Source organism: Fluctibacter halophilus (assembly GCF_020687825.1).
In the GTDB taxonomy this organism is placed as follows: Bacteria; Pseudomonadota; Gammaproteobacteria; order Enterobacterales; family Alteromonadaceae; genus Fluctibacter; species Fluctibacter halophilus.
On sequence record NZ_JAJEWP010000001.1, the window covers coordinates 1,319,789 to 1,341,301 of the forward strand.

Annotated in this window: 20 protein-coding genes; 9 read left to right on the forward strand and 11 right to left on the reverse strand. The window is 52.2% G+C overall.

Features of this window, described 5'->3' with window-relative positions; translation table 11 throughout:
• Positions 1-176 precede the first annotated feature (176 nt).
• The 5 genes from LJ739_RS06145 to LJ739_RS06165 all read left to right on the forward strand — a co-directional run bounded on the left by LJ739_RS06145 (position 177) and on the right by LJ739_RS06165 (position 4,229).
• On the forward strand, positions 177-1,349 hold the full coding sequence (locus LJ739_RS06145; RefSeq protein WP_229158090.1) for a serine hydrolase: 1,173 nt from the start codon (positions 177-179) through the stop codon (positions 1,347-1,349).
• Between the two features lie 92 nt (positions 1,350-1,441).
• Entirely contained in the window at positions 1,442-1,705 is a 264-nt protein-coding gene (gene ybeD, locus LJ739_RS06150; protein ID WP_229158092.1) for a DUF493 family protein YbeD, read from the forward strand.
• A gap of 6 nt (positions 1,706-1,711) precedes the next feature.
• Positions 1,712-2,362 (forward strand): lipoyl(octanoyl) transferase LipB, encoded by a 651-nt coding sequence (gene lipB, locus LJ739_RS06155; protein ID WP_229158094.1) that lies wholly within the window; start codon positions 1,712-1,714, stop codon positions 2,360-2,362.
• Positions 2,355-3,317 carry a lipoyl synthase gene (gene lipA, locus LJ739_RS06160; RefSeq protein ID WP_229158095.1) on the forward strand — a complete coding sequence of 321 codons (963 nt, stop codon included), beginning with the start codon at positions 2,355-2,357 and terminating at the stop codon, positions 3,315-3,317. The genes lipB and lipA overlap by 8 nt, the downstream gene beginning before the upstream one ends.
• Positions 3,318-3,365: 48 nt before the next feature.
• On the forward strand, positions 3,366-4,229 hold the full coding sequence (locus tag LJ739_RS06165) for a peptidylprolyl isomerase (protein ID WP_229158097.1): 864 nt from the start codon (positions 3,366-3,368) through the stop codon (positions 4,227-4,229).
• On the opposite strand, the gene LJ739_RS06170 is transcribed toward LJ739_RS06165, so the two are convergent.
• On the reverse strand, positions 4,226-4,906 hold the full coding sequence (locus LJ739_RS06170) for a PilZ domain-containing protein (RefSeq protein WP_229158098.1): 681 nt from the start codon (positions 4,904-4,906) through the stop codon (positions 4,226-4,228). The two genes, LJ739_RS06165 and LJ739_RS06170, sit on opposite strands and share 4 nt — an antisense overlap.
• Before the next feature lie 219 nt (positions 4,907-5,125).
• On the opposite strand from LJ739_RS06170, the gene LJ739_RS06175 reads away from it, so the two are divergent.
• A complete protein-coding gene (locus tag LJ739_RS06175) occupies positions 5,126-6,916 on the forward strand; it encodes a M61 family metallopeptidase (protein WP_229158100.1) in 1,791 nt (596 codons plus the stop codon).
• 18 nt (positions 6,917-6,934) lie between these two features.
• On the opposite strand, the gene LJ739_RS06180 is transcribed toward LJ739_RS06175, so the two are convergent.
• The 3 genes from LJ739_RS06180 to yejK all read right to left on the reverse strand — a co-directional run bounded on the left by LJ739_RS06180 (position 6,935) and on the right by yejK (position 9,763).
• Entirely contained in the window at positions 6,935-7,744 is an 810-nt protein-coding gene (locus tag LJ739_RS06180) for a M23 family metallopeptidase (RefSeq protein ID WP_229158111.1), read from the reverse strand.
• Positions 7,737-8,612, reverse strand: coding sequence for a 6-carboxytetrahydropterin synthase (locus LJ739_RS06185; RefSeq protein WP_229158113.1), 876 nt, complete (start codon positions 8,610-8,612; stop codon positions 7,737-7,739). The genes LJ739_RS06180 and LJ739_RS06185 overlap by 8 nt, the downstream gene beginning before the upstream one ends.
• A gap of 77 nt (positions 8,613-8,689) precedes the next feature.
• Complete coding sequence (yejK, locus tag LJ739_RS06190) at positions 8,690-9,763, reverse strand: nucleoid-associated protein YejK (RefSeq protein ID WP_229158116.1); 1,074 nt, start codon at positions 9,761-9,763, stop codon at positions 8,690-8,692.
• Between the two features lie 118 nt (positions 9,764-9,881).
• On the opposite strand from yejK, the gene LJ739_RS06195 reads away from it, so the two are divergent.
• Entirely contained in the window at positions 9,882-10,106 is a 225-nt protein-coding gene (locus LJ739_RS06195) for a YejL family protein (protein ID WP_229158118.1), read from the forward strand.
• Positions 10,107-11,648 carry a DUF3413 domain-containing protein gene (locus LJ739_RS06200; RefSeq protein WP_229158120.1) on the forward strand — a complete coding sequence of 514 codons (1,542 nt, stop codon included), beginning with the start codon at positions 10,107-10,109 and terminating at the stop codon, positions 11,646-11,648. It abuts the gene before it with no gap.
• A gap of 23 nt (positions 11,649-11,671) precedes the next feature.
• Here the strand turns inward: LJ739_RS06200 and rlmA are convergent, their stop codons facing one another.
• The 6 genes from rlmA to LJ739_RS06230 form a co-directional block, all read right to left on the reverse strand.
• Positions 11,672-12,496 carry a 23S rRNA (guanine(745)-N(1))-methyltransferase gene (gene rlmA, locus LJ739_RS06205; RefSeq protein ID WP_229158122.1) on the reverse strand — a complete coding sequence of 275 codons (825 nt, stop codon included), beginning with the start codon at positions 12,494-12,496 and terminating at the stop codon, positions 11,672-11,674.
• A gap of 103 nt (positions 12,497-12,599) precedes the next feature.
• Positions 12,600-13,361 carry an SDR family oxidoreductase gene (locus LJ739_RS06210; protein ID WP_229158124.1) on the reverse strand — a complete coding sequence of 254 codons (762 nt, stop codon included), beginning with the start codon at positions 13,359-13,361 and terminating at the stop codon, positions 12,600-12,602.
• Positions 13,362-13,363: 2 nt separating this feature from the next.
• Positions 13,364-14,260, reverse strand: coding sequence for a 3-hydroxyisobutyrate dehydrogenase (gene mmsB, locus LJ739_RS06215; protein WP_229158127.1), 897 nt, complete (start codon positions 14,258-14,260; stop codon positions 13,364-13,366).
• Positions 14,261-14,265: 5 nt separating this feature from the next.
• Positions 14,266-15,387, reverse strand: a complete 1,122-nt coding sequence (locus LJ739_RS06220) for an enoyl-CoA hydratase/isomerase family protein (RefSeq protein ID WP_229158129.1) — start codon at positions 15,385-15,387, stop codon at positions 14,266-14,268.
• A gap of 9 nt (positions 15,388-15,396) precedes the next feature.
• A complete protein-coding gene (locus LJ739_RS06225) occupies positions 15,397-16,554 on the reverse strand; it encodes an acyl-CoA dehydrogenase family protein (RefSeq protein ID WP_229158131.1) in 1,158 nt (385 codons plus the stop codon).
• A 71-nt stretch (positions 16,555-16,625) separates the two neighbouring features.
• Positions 16,626-18,116, reverse strand: a complete 1,491-nt coding sequence (locus LJ739_RS06230; RefSeq protein ID WP_229158133.1) for a CoA-acylating methylmalonate-semialdehyde dehydrogenase — start codon at positions 18,114-18,116, stop codon at positions 16,626-16,628.
• Positions 18,117-18,339: 223 nt separating this feature from the next.
• Between LJ739_RS06230 and LJ739_RS06235 the strand changes: the two genes are divergently transcribed.
• A complete protein-coding gene (locus LJ739_RS06235; RefSeq protein ID WP_324254899.1) occupies positions 18,340-20,007 on the forward strand; it encodes a response regulator in 1,668 nt (555 codons plus the stop codon).
• On the opposite strand, the gene LJ739_RS06240 is transcribed toward LJ739_RS06235, so the two are convergent.
• Positions 20,004-21,458, reverse strand: coding sequence for a diguanylate cyclase (locus tag LJ739_RS06240; protein WP_229158136.1), 1,455 nt, complete (start codon positions 21,456-21,458; stop codon positions 20,004-20,006). The two genes, LJ739_RS06235 and LJ739_RS06240, sit on opposite strands and share 4 nt — an antisense overlap.
• Between the last annotated feature and the right edge of the window lie 55 nt (positions 21,459-21,513).

A 21,513-nucleotide genomic window follows, 5' to 3' on the forward strand; every position in this document is an offset into this window, starting at 1 on the left:
ATCGACAAAACTTTTTCAGATTTATAACGTCTTAGTGCTAAGCGCCGTTGCGACTATCGATACCAGCCGCACGGCAAATGTACAACATTACCATTGCAAAGATGGTATATTGTTGCGCGCTTTTTGATGGGCTCTGACCCGTCATCCCGATAACAACAACTTTTTACGGTAGGGCAATGCGGACAATTAAATCTCTTCTCTTCACTCTTCTGGGTTCATCTTCGCTGCTATTAAGCAGCCTGAACGTTTCTGCGGCCGTTGTGATTCCGCCGCCGCCCAGTGTCGACGCCAATGGCTATATACTGATTGACTATAACACCGGTACGGTAATTGCCGAGCAAAATGCCGATGTTCAGCTTGCGCCCGCCAGCCTGACCAAAATGATGACCAGTTATGTTATTGGTAACGAACTGGTGTTGGGCAACATTTCCGAACAGGACATGGTCACGATCTCTGAAAATGCCTGGGCCAAAAAATTCCCAGACTCTTCGAAAATGTTTATTGAAGTGGGCAAGCAGGTTTCCGTCGCCGACCTGAACCGTGGCATTATTGTCCAGTCAGGTAATGACGCGTGTGTCGCCATGGCTGAGCATATCGCCGGCAGTGAAGAAGCCTTTGCCAGTATGATGAATGTCCATGCCCAGAAACTGGGTATGACCGGCACCCACTTCGTTAACAGTCACGGTTTACACGATCCTGAGCATTACACCACCCCCAGAGACATGGCGATTCTGGCTACCGCGTTGATCCGCGATGTACCGGCGGAATATGACATTTATGCCGAGAAGGAATTTACCTACAACGGCATCAAACAATATAACCGCAACAGCCTGTTGTGGGACAAAAGCCTCAATGTTGACGGTATCAAAACCGGCCACACGTCAGATGCCGGCTACTCACTGGTGTCTTCAGCAACGCAGGCCGACATGCGCCTGATTGCCGTTGTTATGGGTGCTGACAGCGAACGAGCACGCAAAATTGAGAACAAAAAGCTGCTCAAGTATGGCTTCCGCTTTTATGAAACCGTCACCCCGTACAAAGCCGGTGACAGCTTCGTCGCACACCGTATCTATATGGGCGACAAAGAAACGGTAGAGCTGGGCATTAACCAGGACACACCCATTACCATTCCTCGTGGGCAGGTTAAAAACCTCGAGGCCAACTTTGAATTGAATAAAAAGTTACAGGCACCACTGGCCAAAGGTGAAGTGGTAGGCACCCTGTATCTGCAGTTGGAAGGTGAGGACGTTGCACAGTACCCGCTGGTAGCCTTACAGGAAGTTAACGAAGGTGGCCTGATTGATCGCATGATCGATTACATGAAGCTGACCTTGGGATTTGAAGGATAAGCCCCATATTCCCTTCGTGGCGTTGTCCAACCGGCAGCGCCACGTTGATTAACGTATACTGTAATAAAGCCATTAGTGAGACGTACCAAACCATGGATACCCGATTCGACGAACTGCTCGACTTTCCCTGCTTCCAGACCTTTAAAGTGATGGGCTTGGCAGATGAGCGCCTGCCCGACCATGTGGTCGGCTGTTTACAGCAACATGCGCCGGGTGACTATAATCCCACCATCAAGCCAAGCGCAAAAGGCAACTATCATTCGGTGTCTATCAGTGTTCGTGTAACGAGTAAAGAGCACATGGAAACCATTTATACCGAGCTGGCCAAACTGGAGCTGGTCCGGGTGGTGTTATAACCCCCGATGTCAGACTCACCATTGATTGTGCGTCAGTTAGGCGTACAACCCTATGAACCCATCTGGGAAGCAATGCAGGCATACACGGATACCCGTGACGATGACAGCGCTGATGAAATCTGGTTGCTGGAGCACACGCCTGTGTTTACCCAAGGTCAAGCAGGCAAAGCCGAACACCTCCTCGCCCCCGGCGATATTCCCGTTGTACAGGTTGATCGTGGTGGTCAGGTAACCTACCACGGCCCCGGCCAGCAAATGCTGTATGTTCTGTTGAACATGAAACGACGCAAGCTGGGTGTGCGAAATTTGGTGACTGCGTTAGAACAATGCGTGGTCGACAGCTTAAAAGAGTATGGCATCGATGCCTACCCTAAACCCGACGCGCCAGGGGTCTACGTTGACGGACGCAAGATCTGCTCAGTCGGGCTGCGTATCCGTCGAGGTTGCTCTTTCCATGGCCTGGCGTTAAACGTCAACATGGATTTATCACCCTTTCAGCGCATCAATCCCTGTGGATATGCAGGGCTGGAAATGGTAGATTGCGCGCAGTTAAACGGACCCGACTCCGTTCAGCAAGCCGGTGAGTCATTGGTGAAACACTTATGTCAGCACCTGGGAATTTCGGCCATCCAACAACGAGAAGGTTTTGATGAGTAACGCACGCCCGCAGGCGGGGGTTAAGCTCCGCGACGATGAAAAGGTCAAACACATTCCGGTCACCATCATCCCCACTGAGAAAGAGGAGATGCTGCGCAAGCCGGAGTGGATCAAAATCAAGTTGCCGCGCACCACAGACAAGATCGACCACATCAAACAGACGCTGCGCAAAAACAACTTACACTCGGTGTGTGAGGAAGCCAGTTGCCCTAACCTGGCTGAATGTTTCAATCACGGCACTGCGACCTTCATGATCCTTGGCGATATCTGCACCCGCCGATGCCCTTTCTGTGATGTGGCACACGGTAAACCCCTGCCACCGAGTGCCGAAGAGCCGGAAAAGCTGGCCCGGACCATCGCTGAAATGAAACTAAAATACGTGGTTATTACCTCGGTTGACCGTGATGACCTCAGAGACGGTGGCGCGCAGCACTTTGTGGATTGTATCAATGCCATTCGCAAGCACAGTCCCAGCACGAAAATCGAAGTGCTGGTACCCGATTTCCGCGGCCGCATGGACAGAGCACTGGAAATTTTCAAACACGGTGTACCGGACGTGTTTAACCATAACCTTGAGACCATTCCACGGTTGTACCGTGAATGTCGCCCAGGCGCCAATTACCAATGGTCACTCGATCTGCTGAAGAAATTCAAAGCCCAGCACCCGGACATTCCCACCAAATCAGGCTTGATGATGGGAATGGGTGAAACCAATGAAGAAATCGTCACGGTGCTGGAAGACTTGCGCAAGCATGACGTGGATATGCTGACCCTGGGCCAGTATCTGCAGCCCAGCAGACACCACTTCCCGGTCAAGCGCTATGTACCACCGGCGGAATTTGATCAGTTGGGTGAAACTGCCAAATCGCTGGGATTCAGTCAGGCAGCTTGCGGCCCCATGGTCCGCTCCAGTTACCACGCAGACCAGCAAGCCGCTGGCGTAGAAGTTAAATAATCAATCAGCCCGCGTTCGTCGCGGGCTTTTTTTTGCCAGGGAAAGTCGATGAATTCTACCTGTATCCGATACTTTAGCCTGATCGTCAGCACGTTGTTTCTCTCACTTGCGCACGCCGAGGACGATCAACAATGGCATTCCATCCCCGTAGAGAACCAGGTTTACATGCAAACCTCTGAAGGCCTGATCATTATTGAACTGGCACCTTTCATGGCCCCCAAACACGTAGAGCGTTTTACCAGTCTGGTTAACAGTGGCTTTTATGATGGGCTTGATTTCTACCGGGTAATAGACGGATTTGTTGCTCAAGGTGGTGATATGAATGAATCCCGCGACAGCGATTATCGCAGCCCTCTGCCAGCAGAATTCAGCCGTAAAATCCCCGCACAAAACACGTTCTTCAGCGTACAGCAGCCAGCCTTCCTTGCTCCCCAGACAGGGTATTTGGATGGTTTTCCTGCCGGTCAGGACATCAGCGCACAACAACAGTGGCTGCTGCATTGTCCCGGTACTGTAGCGATGGCCCGCGGCAATGAAGCAAACAGTGCAACAACCGACTTTTACATCGTATTGGGACAGGCACCCAGACACCTGGACCGCAATATGAGCAGTTTTGGTCGGGTGGTTTTTGGTATGGAGAATGTGCAACGACTCGCGCGCGCACCGCACAATGCGCCGGGCGGTGTGATTGAAAAACCACAACTGCGCAGCCGGATTGAATGGGCAAAAATGGCCAGCGCGATTCCCGCGCAACAACGGATCGCCCTATCGATTCAGCGTCCGCAAAGTGACGCTGTTGAGGAACGTCTGTCAGGCGCACAAAGCTTGCAAGGCCCTTTCTTTCACCATCCGGGCAGTGGTAATCTGGATGTGTGTTACTACCAGTTGCGGATCAAAGCGTCTGCGCCTTAAACCAGCAGGAATTGGCTGAGCATACTTTCAACCACCGGTGCTGACGCTTCGAATTTCACACCGTAGTAATTTTCTACCTCGTCCTGTTTGGCGTTCATGATGGTACCGGCGAGGATCTCGTCGCTACCATCCGGCAGTCGAATTTTGACCCGAATGGGTGTTTTTGCAGCAAAGCGCTCTTTTTGTACCGTGCGCTTAATACCGACGCGACAGCCACTGCTGGACAAGTCAAGAATGACCCCATCAGCCAGTTCTTTGTCACCCTGTTCATTCAGTACCGTGGCCTTTATCTGCGTTTGCGCACGCTGTTCTGCGCGCAGGCCATGGCTTTGAATTGACAAGGGGAAGGTCGTAAACACGTAGTTGCCGGGTTTGCTCAGTACCAGGGTAACTTTCACTTTAAATGCAATGATTTCACCGGTCTCGTCTTCCAGAATGTAACGTACGACCAGGTTATTGTCGGGGTAAATTGCATCTCTGAGGTTGCCCCAGCGGGATTCGTCCGGAAATTTAAGGATCAGGCATTTCATACCATCCCGGCCCACGAACTCCGTCCGCACCCGCTTGGTACTGGTGGGCGATTTGACTTGCAAATCCAATGGCATGCCAGGGCGCATGGATCGAAGCTTACGCATATCGGCGTTCGTCAGACCCACTTTTTCCTTCAAAATTGCCATGTAAAACCTTTTTAAAACCCTAAGGTAATCAGTGATATATTATTTATTATATCGTCAATTATGGCTGATACTTGCGAATTATCCTAATCAATTCGCTACCAACTTTGGTCTAAAAATAAGGCGTACTTTGATGGTATCCGTCAATGGCAACTCAACGCGGTTTTCGCTACAGTAAAAATCAGTGTCATCGCCGCATATCGTGTTAGCCGGGAGTCTGTTTTGAAGCAACACCATTACCACATTGGCCTGTCCGCCAGTACACCACACACATTGAATGTCACCCTGACCATTGCCAAGCCCAATGTGCAGCAACAGGTTACCCTGCCCGCCTGGATCCCCGGTAGCTATATGATCAGAAACTTCGCCCGTCATATCGTGGCGTTTCGCTGCACCGATTCACAGGGAAGTCCAGTACAACACCACAAAATTGATAAACAAACCTGGCAACTGGACAACCACGACCGTGATGCCCTTATCATCCATTATCAGGTCTATGCGTTCGACTTCTCCGTACGTTCTGCTTACTACGGCGCTGACTACGCATTTTTCAATGGCACCAGCGTGTTTCTGGCTGTTAAAGGACAACAGGACCACCCCGTCCAATGTAACCTTGAAACGCCCAACCACCACCCAACATGGCGAGTTGCAACGGCGATGCAGGCCAGCACGGATGTCGACAGTAAAGGTTTCGGGCAATACCACTGTCAAAACTACCCCGAATTGATTGATCACCCTGTACTGATTGGCGCATTTGATACGGTATCCTTTGAAGCCAGTGGCGTCAGCGTCGACATGGTGTTTGCTGGCGGCCATAATGCTGATCTGTCCCGCATCGCCAACGATGTAAAGCGGATCTGTGAACACCATATTGAATTTTTCGGCCAACCCAGTCCCGTCGAGCATTACACCTTTATTACACTGCTGAGTGATAACAGTTTTGGCGGCCTGGAGCATAGCCATTCGACAGCATTGATGTTCAGCCGACATCATTTACCGTCCATCCATGCAGGCAACGACATTGACGACAATTATCGACTTTTCCTGTCGCTCTGTAGCCACGAATTCTGGCACACATGGTTGGTTAAACGCATTCGACCTCAGGAGCTGGCCGAGGCCGGGCTGGATAGCGAAGCGTACACAAGACAACTATGGATTTACGAAGGCTTTACCAGCTATTACGACGATCTGTCGTTGGTACGTTGCGGCCTGGTCGATGCGTCGGACTACCTTGTCACACTGGGTGAAAACCTGACCCGGCTGGAGAGGAACCTTGGTCGCACACGTCAAAGCGTCGCCGAATCAAGCTTTGATGCCTGGACCCGTTTCTATCTGCAGGATGCCAGCAGCATCAATACCATCGTGTCCTATTACCTCAAAGGGGCAATTGTGGCCATGTGCATTGACTTAACCCTCCGCCAGCAGAGCCAGGGGCGCTATAGTCTTGACCACGTGCTTCGAGCACTGTGGCAGGAACATGGTCTGACAGACATCCCTACCAGCGACGATACGGTGTCGAACATCATTTCCCGGGATGCCGGGCTGGATCTCAACGATTTCCTACAGGCAGCCATCAGCAGCACTGAGGCATTACCCCTGGATGAACTGCTAGCGAGTGTCGGTATTACCCGCCACACCCGTGCCCGGCAAAGCTTGTCAGACAAGGGCGGCAAGCCTGTTGATAAAGAAGTTCGTCATGAAGTGGGGATCGCGACCAAATCGCAGGAAACGGGCGTTTTGGTGACCCAGGTTTTGGAAGGGTACCCGGCAGCGCAGGCCGGTATTCAAATGGGTGACCTGCTCATTGCGCTGGATGGATGGCAGGTACAGGATGGGACACTACAGCAACACCTTGATCGACTCGAAACAGGCAGCAGCGTGCCAGTTCACCTGTTGCGGGATGGACGTTTGGTCAGCGTGCTGATGCATATACAGGCAGCACGTGCTGACACCGTGTACCTCACTGCCAATGAACGAGGGGCGCACCTTAGATGGCTCACTGGCCACGATTAAACCGTGGCGTTTACCGCCCTATTTGGCCGCTCTGGGCGGCACCAGCAATGCGGGATCGAGCCGTTCGTTACCCCAGTTTAATCGCCAGTCGAGGTGCGGGCCGGTAGCCCGACCGGTTGCGCCGATCTCGCCCACCAGTTGGCCTTGTTCAACCCGCTGACCTTCACTGACATGGCCTTTGCTCAGGTGCAAAAAGGTCGAATTAATCCCAAGACCGTGGTCGATGATCAACGTCCCGCCCGAGTAATACATGTCAGGCGCCCACAGGGTAACAATACCCGGCGCAGGTGAAACCACCGGCGTACCGGTGGGACCGGCAACATCAACGCCGAAATGGGGTCGCCGGGGTTCGCCGTTTAGCACACGCTGGCTGCCGTAAACGCCACTGATAGGGCCTTCGGCCGGCCATTGGAAATCTACCGCAAAATCACTGCGATCGTCACGCAGGCTGCGGGCTTCACGCACCTTACGACTGTCTTCTTTGATGCGGGCAAGCACTGACGGATCAGGCGTGACCATTTTCGGCGGCAGACCATCAATTTCCTGTATGTCGTAGCTGCGTGGCGTCAGCGATAAGGTGCGTTGTTGTGGCGCTTTACCGGGTAATTGCCAACGCACTACGTGGCTTAGCGGAGCATCGCGGCCAAAACCAAACGCCAGATGACCGTCACTGCTCACCGTCACAGGCTCATCGTTCAACCATACTTTGCTACCGGCAGGCAGCGTTGCGCGGATCAAACTGCCCTGGGTTAGTTGGCCTTGCAGCTCTAACCCGTTTACGCCCATCGACAGGCACAAGGTAAACCACAAGATAACAACCTTACGCATACGCAATTGCTCCTTTACCCACCCCTTCGTATGCCCAGATCTCAAACGCGCTGTCCGGACACAATCGCTTTTGTTCATCGGCCATGAACTGCGCCAGGCATTCTACCGTGGAATCGGTATCAACCAACTCACATTCAGCTTCCGGGATGGCCAGATAGAACATGCCCTGAGAGGCTTCATAACCAAACACGTGATGCGCGTCCAGGTTGTAGGCACTGTCGCGCCACACGCTGTCATGCAAAGGGATCAGATCTTCTCGTGTTCCGATATAAATATCACACCACCGCTCAGCCCAGTATTGTGCCCACTGCTGGCTGGAAACACCGTTTTCGATCACATTGACCTTACTACGATGACCATGGGCAATACGCTGACAGTTGCCATCATGTTTTTTCAAACCATGGGTATAGTGGTAATAAGGGGTGTCAATGATTTCGCTGCGCAGAGCAATCTGAAGTCCCTGCACGTTTTCCGGCAGGTGGGTGGCGATAATGTCTTTCAGATATTGCCCTACCGATGCCATGGTAACCGCCTCCGCGTAGACGAAGGCGTAGGCTTCAGCCGGGCAACACAAATGAATACTGCGTCCGTCCGGTCGGGCAAAATCAACCTGCACCGTATCCGACGAAGGATCACGGCTGACAGTGGAAAAAGGATGATCTGCCGGTACCAACAGCTTGTGGTCAACATAATCGTCGATCAGGGCCTTGAGGCGTTTTTTCACCTTGCCAAAATCCAGCACCATGCTTTCTTCGTTCAATGCACCATCAAGGACCACATCAACAATCCAACTTTCCCCCACCATTCCTCGCTCGGGGCATAAGTATGAAAAGTCCATCACGGTCAAATCATTCACAAATAATTGCATTGTCGCGTATCTTTACCTTGTCGTGATTCAGAGTATACAGAGGGGTGTTCCATTTGCCCAACTGCCTTTTTTCCAGCTTACGCCTTGCTTAACTGGTCTTTCAGGTTTGGCGGAATGCCTTTGATCATCAGGGTATCAGTATCGGCATTGTAGACGACCCGTTCACCGTAAAGCTTACGGTCAAAGCTGAGGCTGATGCCACCACCCTGTCCGCTGAATTTGGCCAGGGTTTTCAGTGCCGCTCTGTCTGCCTGGAAATGCTCTTCCAGCGGCGCTTCCTGAGCCTGGTTAAACTGGTAAAAATCACCGCTGTCATCTTTTGGCAATTTGTCCGCCAGCTCTTTAAGTTGAATGTCTTCACCGGCGTCGAGTTTTTCTTTGTAGTAGTCAGCGACCAGAGTACGGGTCTCAACCTTCTCCTGCGGATCCAATTGTTCGCTGGCCAGGTAGTCATCGACACTATTCAGTAATTGTTTGTTCTGTTGCTTGACGTCAACCTTCTCTTCGCAGCCCACGAACCGCATAAAAAAGTCAGACACCTTGCGCCCCATGCGACCTTTGATAAAACTGATGTAGCGCTCTTCCTGAGCCTGGGTTTGCCACTGGGTAAGGTCGATGCGCACTGCAAGCTGCATTTTGGCCAGGTCAAGGTGATCGGCGCGGTTCAGTTCCAATTGCTGATTGATTTCCACATGCTCTTTGGTGTTTAACAAGGTGATCAGCAAATAGTCTGTGGCCAGAAAATTATAGTGACTGAAAATCACAAAACCGGTTTCCACTGTACCGGTTTCAACCAGACTCTTGAGTAAAAGTTCACTACTTTTAAGGCTAAAATCAACGAAGTTGTCTGGGTTTTCCTGAAATTCCTGCAATAACTGACGAAATGCCATGACCTGATGTTGAGACGGTGCCGGGGTAACGTCTTCTTGCTCACTGTCGCCAGTTTCGTTGCTGTCCGGTACTTGAGCGGGGTCGACGAAGCTCCCCACCCCTTTCCCCGGCTTAGCCGCATAGGCTTGGTTTAACTGATACCCCAGGGTTTCTATATCCGGTGTGACATCGAAGCAAGACGACTTGGGCACCAGTGTCAATGCTTGCTCGGCATTGATGGCCAGTTGGTGCACCACAAAATGATGAATGACTACACTCATAATTTTCCTGTTGTTCGGGTTAAAATCGGGCCAACCATATGGCTGTTACACGGCACATGACTCGCAATTTGCACAGACCATTGGTACTATCGCGCTAATTTGTATGTGAGAACCTACCATGCCCCAACAATCCAAGTATTCCAACCAGCAGTTTGAAGCATTGATGCACGATATTGTTCTCGCGTTGGAAACCCATCAGGCAGGTCGGGACCTGGCGCTGATGGCCCTTGGTAACGTCATCACCAATATATTTGAACATCAGGTGAGCGACGACCAACGCGTAAAAATGGCCGAGCATTTTACACAAGTCCTGCTGAAAAGTATCAACGGAACACAAAAATAAATGATACTCACTGAAACCCCACGCCGAAAACGTGTTTCAAAACTGGTAACCTGGGGGCATTGGTTTGCCCTGACCAATATCCTTATTGCGATCGTTATCGCCTCGGTCTATGTCTTCACTTCCCCGTTGCCGGGTTCAGTGTTGGGCACCGTTTATCTGTTTAGCAACTGGTTGAGTCATATTGCCTTTTTGACATTCATGGGGTTTGTGATTTTTATCTTACCCCTGTGTTACATCCTGCCTAACGCTAAACTGGTCAAAACCGTCAGTTCGAGTATCGCCGCCCTCGGCCTGGCGTTACTCGCGTTTGATGCCTTGTTGTACAACAAATATGGGCTTCACCTGAGCCTCAGCAGTGCTTCGCTGATCCGGCATGAAGCAGAAAGCGTGATGGCTGCATTTGGTTGGCAACAATGGGGCTTCCTGTTGCTGCTATTCCTAGTCTGGTTGTCGTTTCAGTTGATCATTGCCAATGCACTGTGGCAGCGTATCGAGCGAGTTCAGCGCTATAAACTTGCTTTGCCAATCACCAGCTTTTTTATGTTGTGCTTCACCAGCAGTCACGCGTTGCATGTCTGGGCTGACGCCAACCTGTACCAACCCATCGTGCAGCAGGATGACATGTTTCCTCTGTCCTACCCAGCCACCGCAAAAACCCTGATGTCGAAGTACGGACTGCTGGATTTACAAAACTATCAGCAACGCAAAGCGCTACAATTTTCACGGGATGTTGAGCGGGTTGCTTATCCAGCTGAGCCGGTTTATTGCGGTATCGACAACCAGCGCAGTGTTGCGCTGTTAGTAGAGGTCACTGACACACCGATGCCTTTGTCACCGCTGTCGGATTTCACCCCTTATGCCAGCCATTACAATATCGCCAGCACGCCTGGTAATGCACTACACAGCATCCTGTATGGCTTACCTGAACTCTACCATGATGAACTCGAAAACCAGTCACCGGTGATGCTTGAATTGCCTGCGACGCTGGGTATCCCTGTCACGTTGTACAGCGAGTTTCCGTTGCACGGTGCATCGTTACAGCGCTATACGCGCCACTGGGACGACTTTTTAACCACACTGACTCAACCGGGCGGCAAATTGGCTGTGGGGGTTGTTAACAGTGCACAAATGCAGTCATTGCTGGAGCGCGCCAGTGAGCTACCTGAAATGACGTTGCTGGCACAGATAGCCCGGCAACAAGACGGTTTATCCGCAAGTACGCTGTACAGCAATGTCCCCCTGGCCCACACCTTATCCAGCATGGAAGATCTGGCGCCAACCATGCTAAGCATGCTGGGTTGCCAGGCATCACCCTCCGCGTACAGTACGGGCCAAAATCTGCTGTCACCCAAACGACCTTGGCGAGTGTCTACCCGAGGCAACAAGGTCATCGTGCTGACCGCCGAGCTGCGCATTGAAGTGCAGAGCAATGGCAACTACGAAATTTTCGATCGGGTCAGCGGCGAACAGCGCAGTGAAAAACTGGATACCAGCCTGCTGAGTCAGGCCATCAAACACCTGAGTCGCTTCAACCAGCGCTGAAAATGAGCAAAGGAAGGCCCCGTCTATTGAACGGGGCGTTTGCGCAACACGCGAAGTTGAAAGTCAGCCTGTACCGACGTCAGCTCCGTTCGGATCCGTTGCACGGCCTGCTTCTGGGCTCGCCAATAAAACGGAGTCATCATCAGCAAATGCTCTCGGTCGTCTTGACTGGGAAGGACTATATCAAAACGCACTGACAGGCTTTCCTGCAACGCAAAACCGTCGGGCACGGCTGTCTCGCTGTGATGGACCTGTGCAGTGTCATACACCATCGCTTTCAAGCCCGCCAGATGATCGGGACCGGGTGATACTTCTATCCAAATGCCGCCTTCGGCAAGCACCCTTGCTGCTTCTGCCGCCCCCAACGGGGCGAACACCTGTAACACACCATCGACACTGCTATCTGCGACCGGTAACCGGGCCGATGATGCCACCGCGAATTGCATGTTCGGGTAAGCCTTGGCGGCTTTTTGCACCGCATTTTTAGCAATGTCGATACCCGCCAGAGCAACCTGACGTCCCTCGCGGAGCAGACGCTCCTGCAGTTGCGCCAGGTAGTAACCTTCGCCACAGCCGGCATCCAGTATTTGCTCGGCATCGGGTGCCAGGTGCGAAAACATGGCTTCAACGATGCGCTCAGCCAGTGGCGCATAGAAACCAGCACGCAAAAAGGCTCGCCGGGCATTGATCATGGCTTTGTTATCACCCGGATCCTTGCTGTTTTTGTGCTGTACCAACAGCAAGTTGACATAACCTTCTTTGGCACAATCATAACTGTGTTGTTGTTCACAACACCATTGGCGACCCTGTTGGGTCATCGCCTGCCGACAGGCCGGACAAATCCACATACTTTTCCACCACACGAGTCTGACAGTGCGCATACTAGGGGAATAAGACAAAAAAGCCAGCCTTGATCGGCTGGCTTTGGGTTAGCACCTTGGTGCTGCAATGCTATACGCGGGTTCCACCGTCAAGTTCAAGGGTGCGGCCGGTGAAATAATCGTTCTCAAAAATAAACCGCGCGGCATGGCCCAACTCGCCAACGTCAGCCAGGCGGCGTAACGGTACGGTAGAAAGGAACTTGTCACGCATTTCCGGGCGCATTTGCGCTGCCATCGCGGTGTCCACCAGACCCGGCGCAATACAGCCGGTACGAATACCAAAGCGAGCCAGCTCTTTGCCCCAACTGACCGTCATGGTGGCAACTGCGGATTTAGACGCGGAGTAGTTGGTCTGTCCCATGTTGCCGGCCCGTGATACCGACGAAATGTTAATGATCACGCCTTCACTCTTGGTGTTGACCATTTGCGCTGCGGCTTCACGGCCACACAGGAATGTGCCGGTAACATTGACGTCCAGCACAGACTGAAACTGCTGTTTGGACATTTTATCGACCACCTGGCCGTCTTTCACCTTGAGCAACATACCGTCACGCATAATGCCGGCACTGTTGATCAGGCCGTTAAGCCGGCCAAAATCCGCAGCGATCGCTGCAAAGGTCTGCTCAACCTGCGCCTCATCAGTGACATTCACCACATAGGCACGGGCCTTTACACCCAGGGATTGGATCTCTTCAGCGGCTTTATTCAGCGCTTCTTCCTGCATGTCCAGCAGTGCGATGTGCGCGCCCTGCTCCGCCAAGGATTGTGCCATTGCACGGCCCAGGCCTTGTGCTGCACCCGTAACTGCAATTACTTTATCGTTTACGTTCACAATCAATCCTCTTTCGTATGATTAAACAGTTCAAAAATGCTTGAGAAATCGCGCTTACCGTTACCCTGCCCACTGTGCAGTGTGTACAGGCTTTGCGCCAATGCCCCCATTGGGGTGGCCGAGCCACTGTGTTTTGCCGTGTCCATTGCCAGACCCAGATCTTTTTTCATCAGGTCAACCATAAACCCGCCCTGGTAACCGTTGCTAGACGGTACGCCTTCCATCACGCCAGGACAGGGGTTGTATTTTTGCAACGTCCAATTGCAGCCAGAGCTTTGTAACATGATGTCAGATGCAACAGCCGGATCCAGGCCGTTATCGATTGCCATCTGCAATGCCTCGGAGGTACCCACCATCAGCACCGACAACAGCATGTTGTTACAGATCTTGGCTATCTGACCTGCCCCTACGCCGCCGGCGTGAAAGATATTTTGCCCCATCGCTGACAGGATCGGTTGTGCAGCAGCAAAATCGGCATGCTCGCCGCCAACGATAAACGTCAATGTACCGGCTTTGGCACCACCCACACCGCCCGATACCGGTGCATCGATGAAACGCATACCCGCGTCAGCCAATGCACTTCCCACTGCTTTGGCGGTGTCTGCATCAATGGTACTGGAATCTATTACCAAGGTGTTCTTGGCCATGTGATGGACCAAACCATCCTCGCCCAAATAAACGCTCTTTACGTGCTTAGAGGCGGGCAGCATAGAAATAACCACATCACTGCCCTTTACAGCGCTTTGCAAGCTGTCAGCACTGCGTGCACCCTGACCGGTAAGCTCTTTTACCGCTGCCGGATTCAGGTCAAACACACACACATCATGGTCAGCTTTGAGCAGGTTGCTGGCCATTGGACCGCCCATATTGCCCAGTCCGATAAACGTAATCGTTGCCATGTAAGTTACTCCTTCAATTCAGCCAATGGATGAGGCTGATTGCCCCAGGGGGCTTCAAAAAAGCGCGCCAAAACGTCTTCAGGCACGGCTTCTACATTGGCATAGTGCCATTGTGGGTTGTTGTCTTTATCAATCAGCAGTGCCCGAACCCCTTCCTGAAATTCACCAAACTCGCCACAGCGACAAGACATGATCAATTCCATCTGGAAACATTCTGCCAACGACAGGCTCTTAGCGCGCTGCAATTGTTGCCAGACCAGGTGCATGGTGACCGGCGAACCTGCTGCCAGACTCCCTTTGGCCCTTTGCAGCCATTTATCCTGTTGATCATCCAGCGCAAGAATGGCACTCACCACCTCACCAATGGTGTTGCCCGCCGTCACGCGGTCAATCATGGCCTGGTGTTTTTCGACCTGCCCTGCTGGTAACGCCTCACTGTGCTCTTTATGCCATTGCTGACAGATGCTGGTCAGCTGTTGATCGACCGAGGCATGCGCCCACTCCACTGATAACAAGCTATCGAAGAAAGCCTGTTTGCAAGCATGGGGAATAAAGTGATCGGCCAGTCGAATGTACAAGGCATCGGTGGCATTGATGCTGGCACCGGTCAATCCCAGAAATAAGCCACTGCCACCGGGCATACGGTTCAAAAACCAGCTGCCGCCCACATCCGGGTACAATCCGATGGTGATCTCGGGCATTGCGATACGCGAAGACTCCGTGACGATACGGTGACTGGCACCGGCCATCAACCCCAGCCCCCCGCCCATGACAATACCATTGCCCCAGACTAAAACAGGCTTATTGTAGGTATGGATAAGGTGATCCAGACGGTATTCCTGAGTAAAGAAATCCTGCAGCTCTGCAGGCACCTGATCCGGTTGCTCGGCCATCGCTCGATGCATGCTAACCACATCGCCACCGGCACAAAAGGCCTTGTCACCTTCGGCATCCAGTACCACCATCAACACATCATCGCGCTGTTGCCAGGCGCGCAGCTGAGGCAGCAACAATGCCACCATATCACTGCCGAGGGCGTTCAGGGCTTTGGGTTTATTCAGCGTGGCAACAGCAATCCGATGACCTGAAACCGTCGAATGCTCGTCAAACACTACACAATCGGTCATGCATCCCCCTTATAAAATATCACCAGCACCCTCGGCCAGCAGACGACGACCGATGATGACGCGCATGATCTCATTGGTACCTTCAAGGATTTGATGCACCCGCACATCACGCACCATGCGCTCTAACGGGTACTCCTGAATATAGCCATAGCCGCCGTGCAATTGCAGCGCCTCATTACACACCTTGAAGCCAACATCAGTGGCGAAGCGTTTTGCCATGGCACAATAAGCGGTCTTTTCAGGGTCGTCATTGTCCAGTTTAAACGCCGCTAAGCGCACCATTTGCCGCGCGGCAACCAGTTCAGTGGCCATGTCGGCCAGTTTGAACTGCAAAGCCTGAAACGCTGCCAGTGGCTTACCAAACTGGGTACGTTCTTGCAGATACGCCCGCGCAGTGTCTAACGCTTGCTGAGCCGTTCCCAAAGAACAGGTGGCGATATTGATCCGACCGCCGTCCAGACCTTTCATGGCAAATTTAAACCCTTCGCCTTCGTTGCCGAGCAGATGGTCGACGGGAATACGCACATTGTCGAACGTGACCAAACGGGTGGGTTGGGCATTCCAACCCATTTTTTCTTCTGCCTTACCGTAGATAATGCCGTCGGTATCCGCCGGTACAACGACCGCGGAGATACCAGCAGGTCCTTCGCCGCCCGTACGCACCATCACCACCAGTACGTCGGTTTCACCGGCGCCGGAGATAAACATTTTGGAACCATTGATCACGTATTCATCACCGTCGCGTTTAGCACTGGTGCGCAGCGACGCGGCATCAGAACCACTGCCCGGCTCGGTCAGGCAATAGGACGCCAGCTTCTCACCGGTGACCAGTGTCGGGCACCACGCCTGACGCACAGCCTCGGTTCCCCAACTGGCGATCATCCAGGTTGCCATATTGTGTATGGTCATCATTGCCGTGGTGGCGGTACAACCGGTAGCCAGTTGTTCGAAAATGATCGAGGAGTCCAGTCGGGACAGGCCCAGGCCACCCTCTGATTCAGGGGTGTACAAACCGCAAAAACCCAATTCGCCGGCCCGTTGGATGACATCCTTGGGAAAATGGTGTTCTTTGTCCCAACGAGCAGCGTTGGGGGCCAATTCCTGATCAGCAAACTGGCGGGCAGCGTCAGCAAAGGCAAGTTGATCTTCAGTAAGCTCAAAATTCATAGTCAATCCTGTCTCTTTAACAGCAAACGGCGGGCCCCAGGACCCACCGTTGTCAATTCAGTCATTACGCCTTAGCGCAGATTAATCGTCATGTTAGGCCCTTTCGGGATATCGTCTTCGAACCAACGGGCGGTAATGGTTTTGGTTTCTGAGTAGAAACGAATCGCCTGTTTACCGTAGGCGTGCAGATCGCCGAAGAACGAGTTTTTCCAACCGGTAAAGGAGAAAAACGGTAACGGAACAGGGATAGGAACATTGATCCCCACCTGACCTACTTCCACTTCATGCTGATATTTACGTGCTGCAGCACCACTGGCAGTGAAGATTGACGTACCATTGCCGTACGGGTTGCGGTTAACCAAAGCGATGGCCTCTTCGAGGGTATCCACGGTCACACAACACAACACCGGACCAAAAATTTCCTGCTGGTAAATGGCCATCTCTTCTGTCACATCGGTGAACAACGTCGGGCCAACCCAGTTTCCGCTTTCATAGCCTTCAACAGTGCAATCAGAACCGTCCAACAGGCAGGTTGCCCCTTCGTCTTTGCCCTGCTGAATCATCGACAATACCCGCGCTTTGGCTTGAGGGCTGATCAACGGGCCATAGCCGGCTGACTCATCATTCCACAATCCGGGTTTCACTGTACGTAACTGCTCCGTCAGTTCTTCGATCCAGTCTTTGCTGTCGCCGACGAACACGGCCACGGAAATGGCCATACAGCGTTGACCAGCAGCACCCACTGACGCACCAACCAGGTTACTGATCACTTGTGCCTTATTCGCATCGGGCATAATTACAGAGTGATTCTTGGCGCCGGCAAAACACTGTGCACGTTTCATGTTGTCGGTCGCAGTACGGTAGATGTGTTGACCGACTGGCACTGAACCGACAAACGAAACCGCTTTGATGTCCGGGTGGGTCAGCAGATGGTTTACCTGATCTTTGCCACCGTGTACCACGTTCAGGACACCTTTGGGCGCTCCGGCCTGCTGGAACAGTTCCGCCAGACGTATCGGTGTCATTGGATCCTGCTCAGACGGTTTCAACACAAAGGTATTGCCACAGGCAATCGCCATCGGGAACATCCACAGCGGGATCATGGCCGGGAAGTTAAACGGCGTGATCCCTACACACACGCCCAGCGGCTGAATGTAGCTGTAAGTATCAATACCCCGGGCGACGTTTTCTGCTGTTTCCCCCATCATCAGTGCCGGCACATTCATCGCTTGCTCAACCACTTCAATACCACGCCACACATCACCTTTGGCATCGGCAAACGTTTTACCGGTTTCTTTGGCAAGGATTTCAGCCAGTTCGTCATGGTGTTCTTTCAGCAACTGCTGATAACGCATCATCACCCGCGCCCGCTCCGGCAGCGCAACTTCTTTCCAGGTTTCAAATGCCGCCTTGGCACTGGCGATGGCACGTTCCATTTCGCTGTCGGTAGCACAGGGGGCCTTGGCAATCACGCTATTGTCAGCCGGGTTGGTAACATCAATGAATTGCTGGCTCTGTGACGGTAAGAATTCTCCGTCAATCAATAAGGGTACATTTTTCATGGGAAACCTTTGCAGTGTGTCGCTGTTAATGAATTGTAAGGCAGTACAGGCAGTTTTAACCTTAACGTTAACGTAAAGTAAAGCCTTAACAGGTCGAATGTCCAGAATCACTGTAAGTTTCCTTTTACAATGGCGGTAATTTAATCGACCAATACAAAGCCTATAGGCGAACGTAACTTTGCTTGCTATGCTGTCTTCAAGCACCAGTAGGAAGCGGGATCACGTGACGGTGGAGAAACACAAGGTCAACATTGCAGTCGTGGAAGACAATGGAATGGCCAGAACCAATCTGCGTAACCATTTGTTGGAAATGGATTTTGAAGGTGTGCACTGCTTTACCCATGGTCGGGAGCTGCGTCGCGACCTGAAACGCCGGCGCTACGATTTGGTATTGATGGACTTTCACCTGGGTGACAATAAAAACGGCGTAGAGGTTATTCAGGATCTGCAAAAGGAAGGCCTGTTGAAATACTCAACGTGCCTGGTATTCATCACCTCAGACCGATTACCCATGATCATCGGACAAATTGTGGATATCCACCCTGATGATCTGGTGATCAAACCCTATACCATCAAAACCCTCGGCCGTACGATTTTCAATGCACTGAACATTAATCGTACCTTGCGCCCTGTGTTGCGCAACATGGACGAGGGAGACTTTGAAGAGGCACTTCACCAGCTCGACATCATTGAAGAAAAAGAGCTGCTGCCAAAATCACGCACCAACCTGACCAAACTGCGCGCCCGCTTGCTGCTTAAGCTCAAACGTTTTAGCGAAGCCAGCGAGTTGTACAAATCGGTACTCGAACAATCTGACAAGGTCATTTGGGCCAAATGGGGCCTGATACACGCCCAATACCTGGCTGGCGAAACCGATATCAGCGAGAGCATGTTGCAAGACATGCTCGGTGCGCACCTGACCAATGATAAAGCCTGTGAGTGGCTGGCGCGTATCGCAATTGGCAAGAAGCAATACAGCCGTGCCGAAGAATACATGGAGCAAATCAAGGAAGGTGCCCTGTCGCTGGCCGCAGCGAAGCTAAAAGCTTACCTGTATCAAATCCAGGACAAAATGGACGAAGCCATCAGTCTGCTTGAACGTCGACGGGAAGCGAGCCGCCACGTGCGCGAAAAATTTGCCGAGTTGTCCCTTGAACTGGCCCGTTGTTATCTGAGTCTGGCAGAAAGCAGAGCCATGAACGAGCGCGACAAACCGTTGCAGGTAGCGCGCTTCCTGATTGGCTCCGCAGGCCGCCGTTTTGTGGATGACAATCTGGAATTGAAGCGCCATTACATGAACATTCTTGCTGCAATTTTGGAGGGCAATCTGGAAAGAGCCCATGAACTGTTGCAAAAAGAAGAGATGACCGACTTGCAGGAAGCGGATGTCTCCACCATGTCCGATGCCATTCGGGCCTGGCTGGGTGTGGGTGACGAGAAAAAAGCCGCGCAAATTCTGTTCGATTGTGAAGAAAAATTGCAACACATCGAGGATCTGACCGAAAAAACCATGTCCTCAATGATGATCAATAAATCCGAGGAAAGTCTCGGCGCCCGACGCCCACGGGCGCTCAAATTCAACAAAGAAGGGCTGTCACTGCACGGTGCACAACGCTTCGATGAAGCGGTTGACTACTTTTACCAGGCCTACATCCTGTTTCCTAAAGAATCCGCTTTTGGCTTGAACCTGTTACAAAGCATGGTAGAAGCTCGCATCGCACGGCACAAAAACATCCGCACCCTGCGACTCTACAACGAACTGGGCGCAAGGGATTTGTCAGAAGGCAACCGCCAGCGTCTTCAGGATATCAGTGTCAAAATCGAACAGGACAGAGATGCTTACGTTGACGCTGATGCCCCCCCTGCCGATGAGTTCGGCGAAGTGCGCTAATCAGCCACCTTAACACAGTTACGACCGGCCATTTTCGCTTGATACATCGCGGCGTCGGCACGATCAAACCAAGCAATAAACCCCTCATTGTGATGATACTGGGCCACGCCAAAACTGCAGGTTGGCTGAATACCCTGCGGCATATCACTGCGTTCAAGGCGTTCACGTAAACGCTCTGCCAGGATGTTCGCAGATGCAAGATCGGATTGAGGACACAGGATCAGAAACTCCTCGCCGCCCCAACGTCCCAGCGTATCGATTTCACGTATCGCCTCGCGTACCGTCTCCGCCACATGCTGTAATACCGCGTCGCCAACACTGTGACCGTGGGCATCATTGACCGCTTTGAACAAATCAACATCGAACAGGATCAAACTGGCCTGCATGTCAGTGAAGCGTTGCAGACGAACGATTTCCTGCTCACAACGCTGCAACAGGTAATGGCGGTTATACAGATCGGTCAACGGATCGTGGGTGGACAGAAACGCCAGGGTTTCGTTCTTCTCCAGTAACTCGTCCTGTAACTCTTCCAGCATGCGGTTTTTACTCTCAAGCAGCCGGTTGTAGCGGGACACATGGTGGTTGCGCCAGGCAATCAATACCAGCAACGCAACAAAACCGCCCAATAGTGGCCAAACGAAGCGATAGTCCCACTGATCCACTACCCGTGCGTTATGCCATTGCTTGAATATTTCGGCGTGCTTATCCTCATCAATGTCAGCGATTGCTGCGTTTAAGGCAGTCAGCAAACCGGCGTGTTTTGTTATCAGTGCCATGCGCAGAGCGTCATGGGGCGGTGCCAGACCACTGATCTGTAAGTTGCGGAACCCAAACCGTTGGATTTGGCTTGACACCGACAGCATCGAACCGACCATCACGTCAATTTCGCCGGCATTCAACAACTGGAGTCCTTCTGTTTCGCTGGCCAGCTCACGCAAGCGAATATCAGGGTAATGCCGGGCAACAATCTCTGCATGTCGATAGCCGTCAACCACCCCGAGCAACAAATCATGAATATCAGAATAACCTGCGATAAAGCCCTGTTGCTGACGGGTAACAAACACATTGGTGGCACTGAAAATCGGATCGGTAAACACCAGGTATTTGCGTCGATCGGGGGTCATATTGGCAAACAGGGTCGCATCGCATTGGCCCTGTTGCAGCAATCTCAGGGTGTGCTGCCAACTGTCAGTCGGGAGCAAGCTGAATTGAATACCGGTTTTGTCCCGTAGCAGCGCCAGGTAGTCTGCTGAAATTCCCACATGTCGGCCGTTTTGCAGACCTTCATAGGGTAACCAGTCCGGATCGATACAGTACTGCAGGGTCGTCTCCTGCACAGCATTTTGCGCAAACACCCATGACGGCACGACTAAAAACGGCGCGCTTGCCAGTACCAGTAAAGCGGTCAACGGTGTACGCAATGTCACAGTACCTGTAAGAAATGTCAGCATTGAGTATGTGCAAACTTTGCGAGATTTACAAATATCTACAACGTGATCAGTAAGT

What these genes read in the sequence shown, in the direction of transcription:
- LJ739_RS06145 (WP_229158090.1), top strand. Translation starts at nt 177, where the DNA reads ATGCGGACAATTAAATCTCTTCTCTTCACTCTTCTGGGTTCATCTTCG.
- ybeD (WP_229158092.1), top strand. Translation starts at nt 1,442, where the DNA reads ATGGATACCCGATTCGACGAACTGCTCGACTTTCCCTGCTTCCAGACC.
- lipB (WP_229158094.1), top strand. Translation starts at nt 1,712, where the DNA reads ATGTCAGACTCACCATTGATTGTGCGTCAGTTAGGCGTACAACCCTAT.
- lipA (WP_229158095.1), top strand. Translation starts at nt 2,355, where the DNA reads ATGAGTAACGCACGCCCGCAGGCGGGGGTTAAGCTCCGCGACGATGAA.
- LJ739_RS06165 (WP_229158097.1), top strand. Translation starts at nt 3,366, where the DNA reads ATGAATTCTACCTGTATCCGATACTTTAGCCTGATCGTCAGCACGTTG.
- LJ739_RS06170 (WP_229158098.1), bottom strand. Translation starts at nt 4,906, where the DNA reads ATGGCAATTTTGAAGGAAAAAGTGGGTCTGACGAACGCCGATATGCGT.
- LJ739_RS06180 (WP_229158111.1), bottom strand. Translation starts at nt 7,744, where the DNA reads ATGCGTAAGGTTGTTATCTTGTGGTTTACCTTGTGCCTGTCGATGGGC.
- LJ739_RS06185 (WP_229158113.1), bottom strand. Translation starts at nt 8,612, where the DNA reads ATGCAATTATTTGTGAATGATTTGACCGTGATGGACTTTTCATACTTA.
- yejK (WP_229158116.1), bottom strand. Translation starts at nt 9,763, where the DNA reads ATGAGTGTAGTCATTCATCATTTTGTGGTGCACCAACTGGCCATCAAT.
- LJ739_RS06195 (WP_229158118.1), top strand. Translation starts at nt 9,882, where the DNA reads ATGCCCCAACAATCCAAGTATTCCAACCAGCAGTTTGAAGCATTGATG.
- LJ739_RS06200 (WP_229158120.1), top strand. Translation starts at nt 10,107, where the DNA reads ATGATACTCACTGAAACCCCACGCCGAAAACGTGTTTCAAAACTGGTA.
- rlmA (WP_229158122.1), bottom strand. Translation starts at nt 12,496, where the DNA reads ATGTGGATTTGTCCGGCCTGTCGGCAGGCGATGACCCAACAGGGTCGC.
- mmsB (WP_229158127.1), bottom strand. Translation starts at nt 14,260, where the DNA reads ATGGCAACGATTACGTTTATCGGACTGGGCAATATGGGCGGTCCAATG.
- LJ739_RS06220 (WP_229158129.1), bottom strand. Translation starts at nt 15,387, where the DNA reads ATGACCGATTGTGTAGTGTTTGACGAGCATTCGACGGTTTCAGGTCAT.
- LJ739_RS06225 (WP_229158131.1), bottom strand. Translation starts at nt 16,554, where the DNA reads ATGAATTTTGAGCTTACTGAAGATCAACTTGCCTTTGCTGACGCTGCC.
- LJ739_RS06230 (WP_229158133.1), bottom strand. Translation starts at nt 18,116, where the DNA reads ATGAAAAATGTACCCTTATTGATTGACGGAGAATTCTTACCGTCACAG.
- LJ739_RS06240 (WP_229158136.1), bottom strand. Translation starts at nt 21,458, where the DNA reads ATGCTGACATTTCTTACAGGTACTGTGACATTGCGTACACCGTTGACC.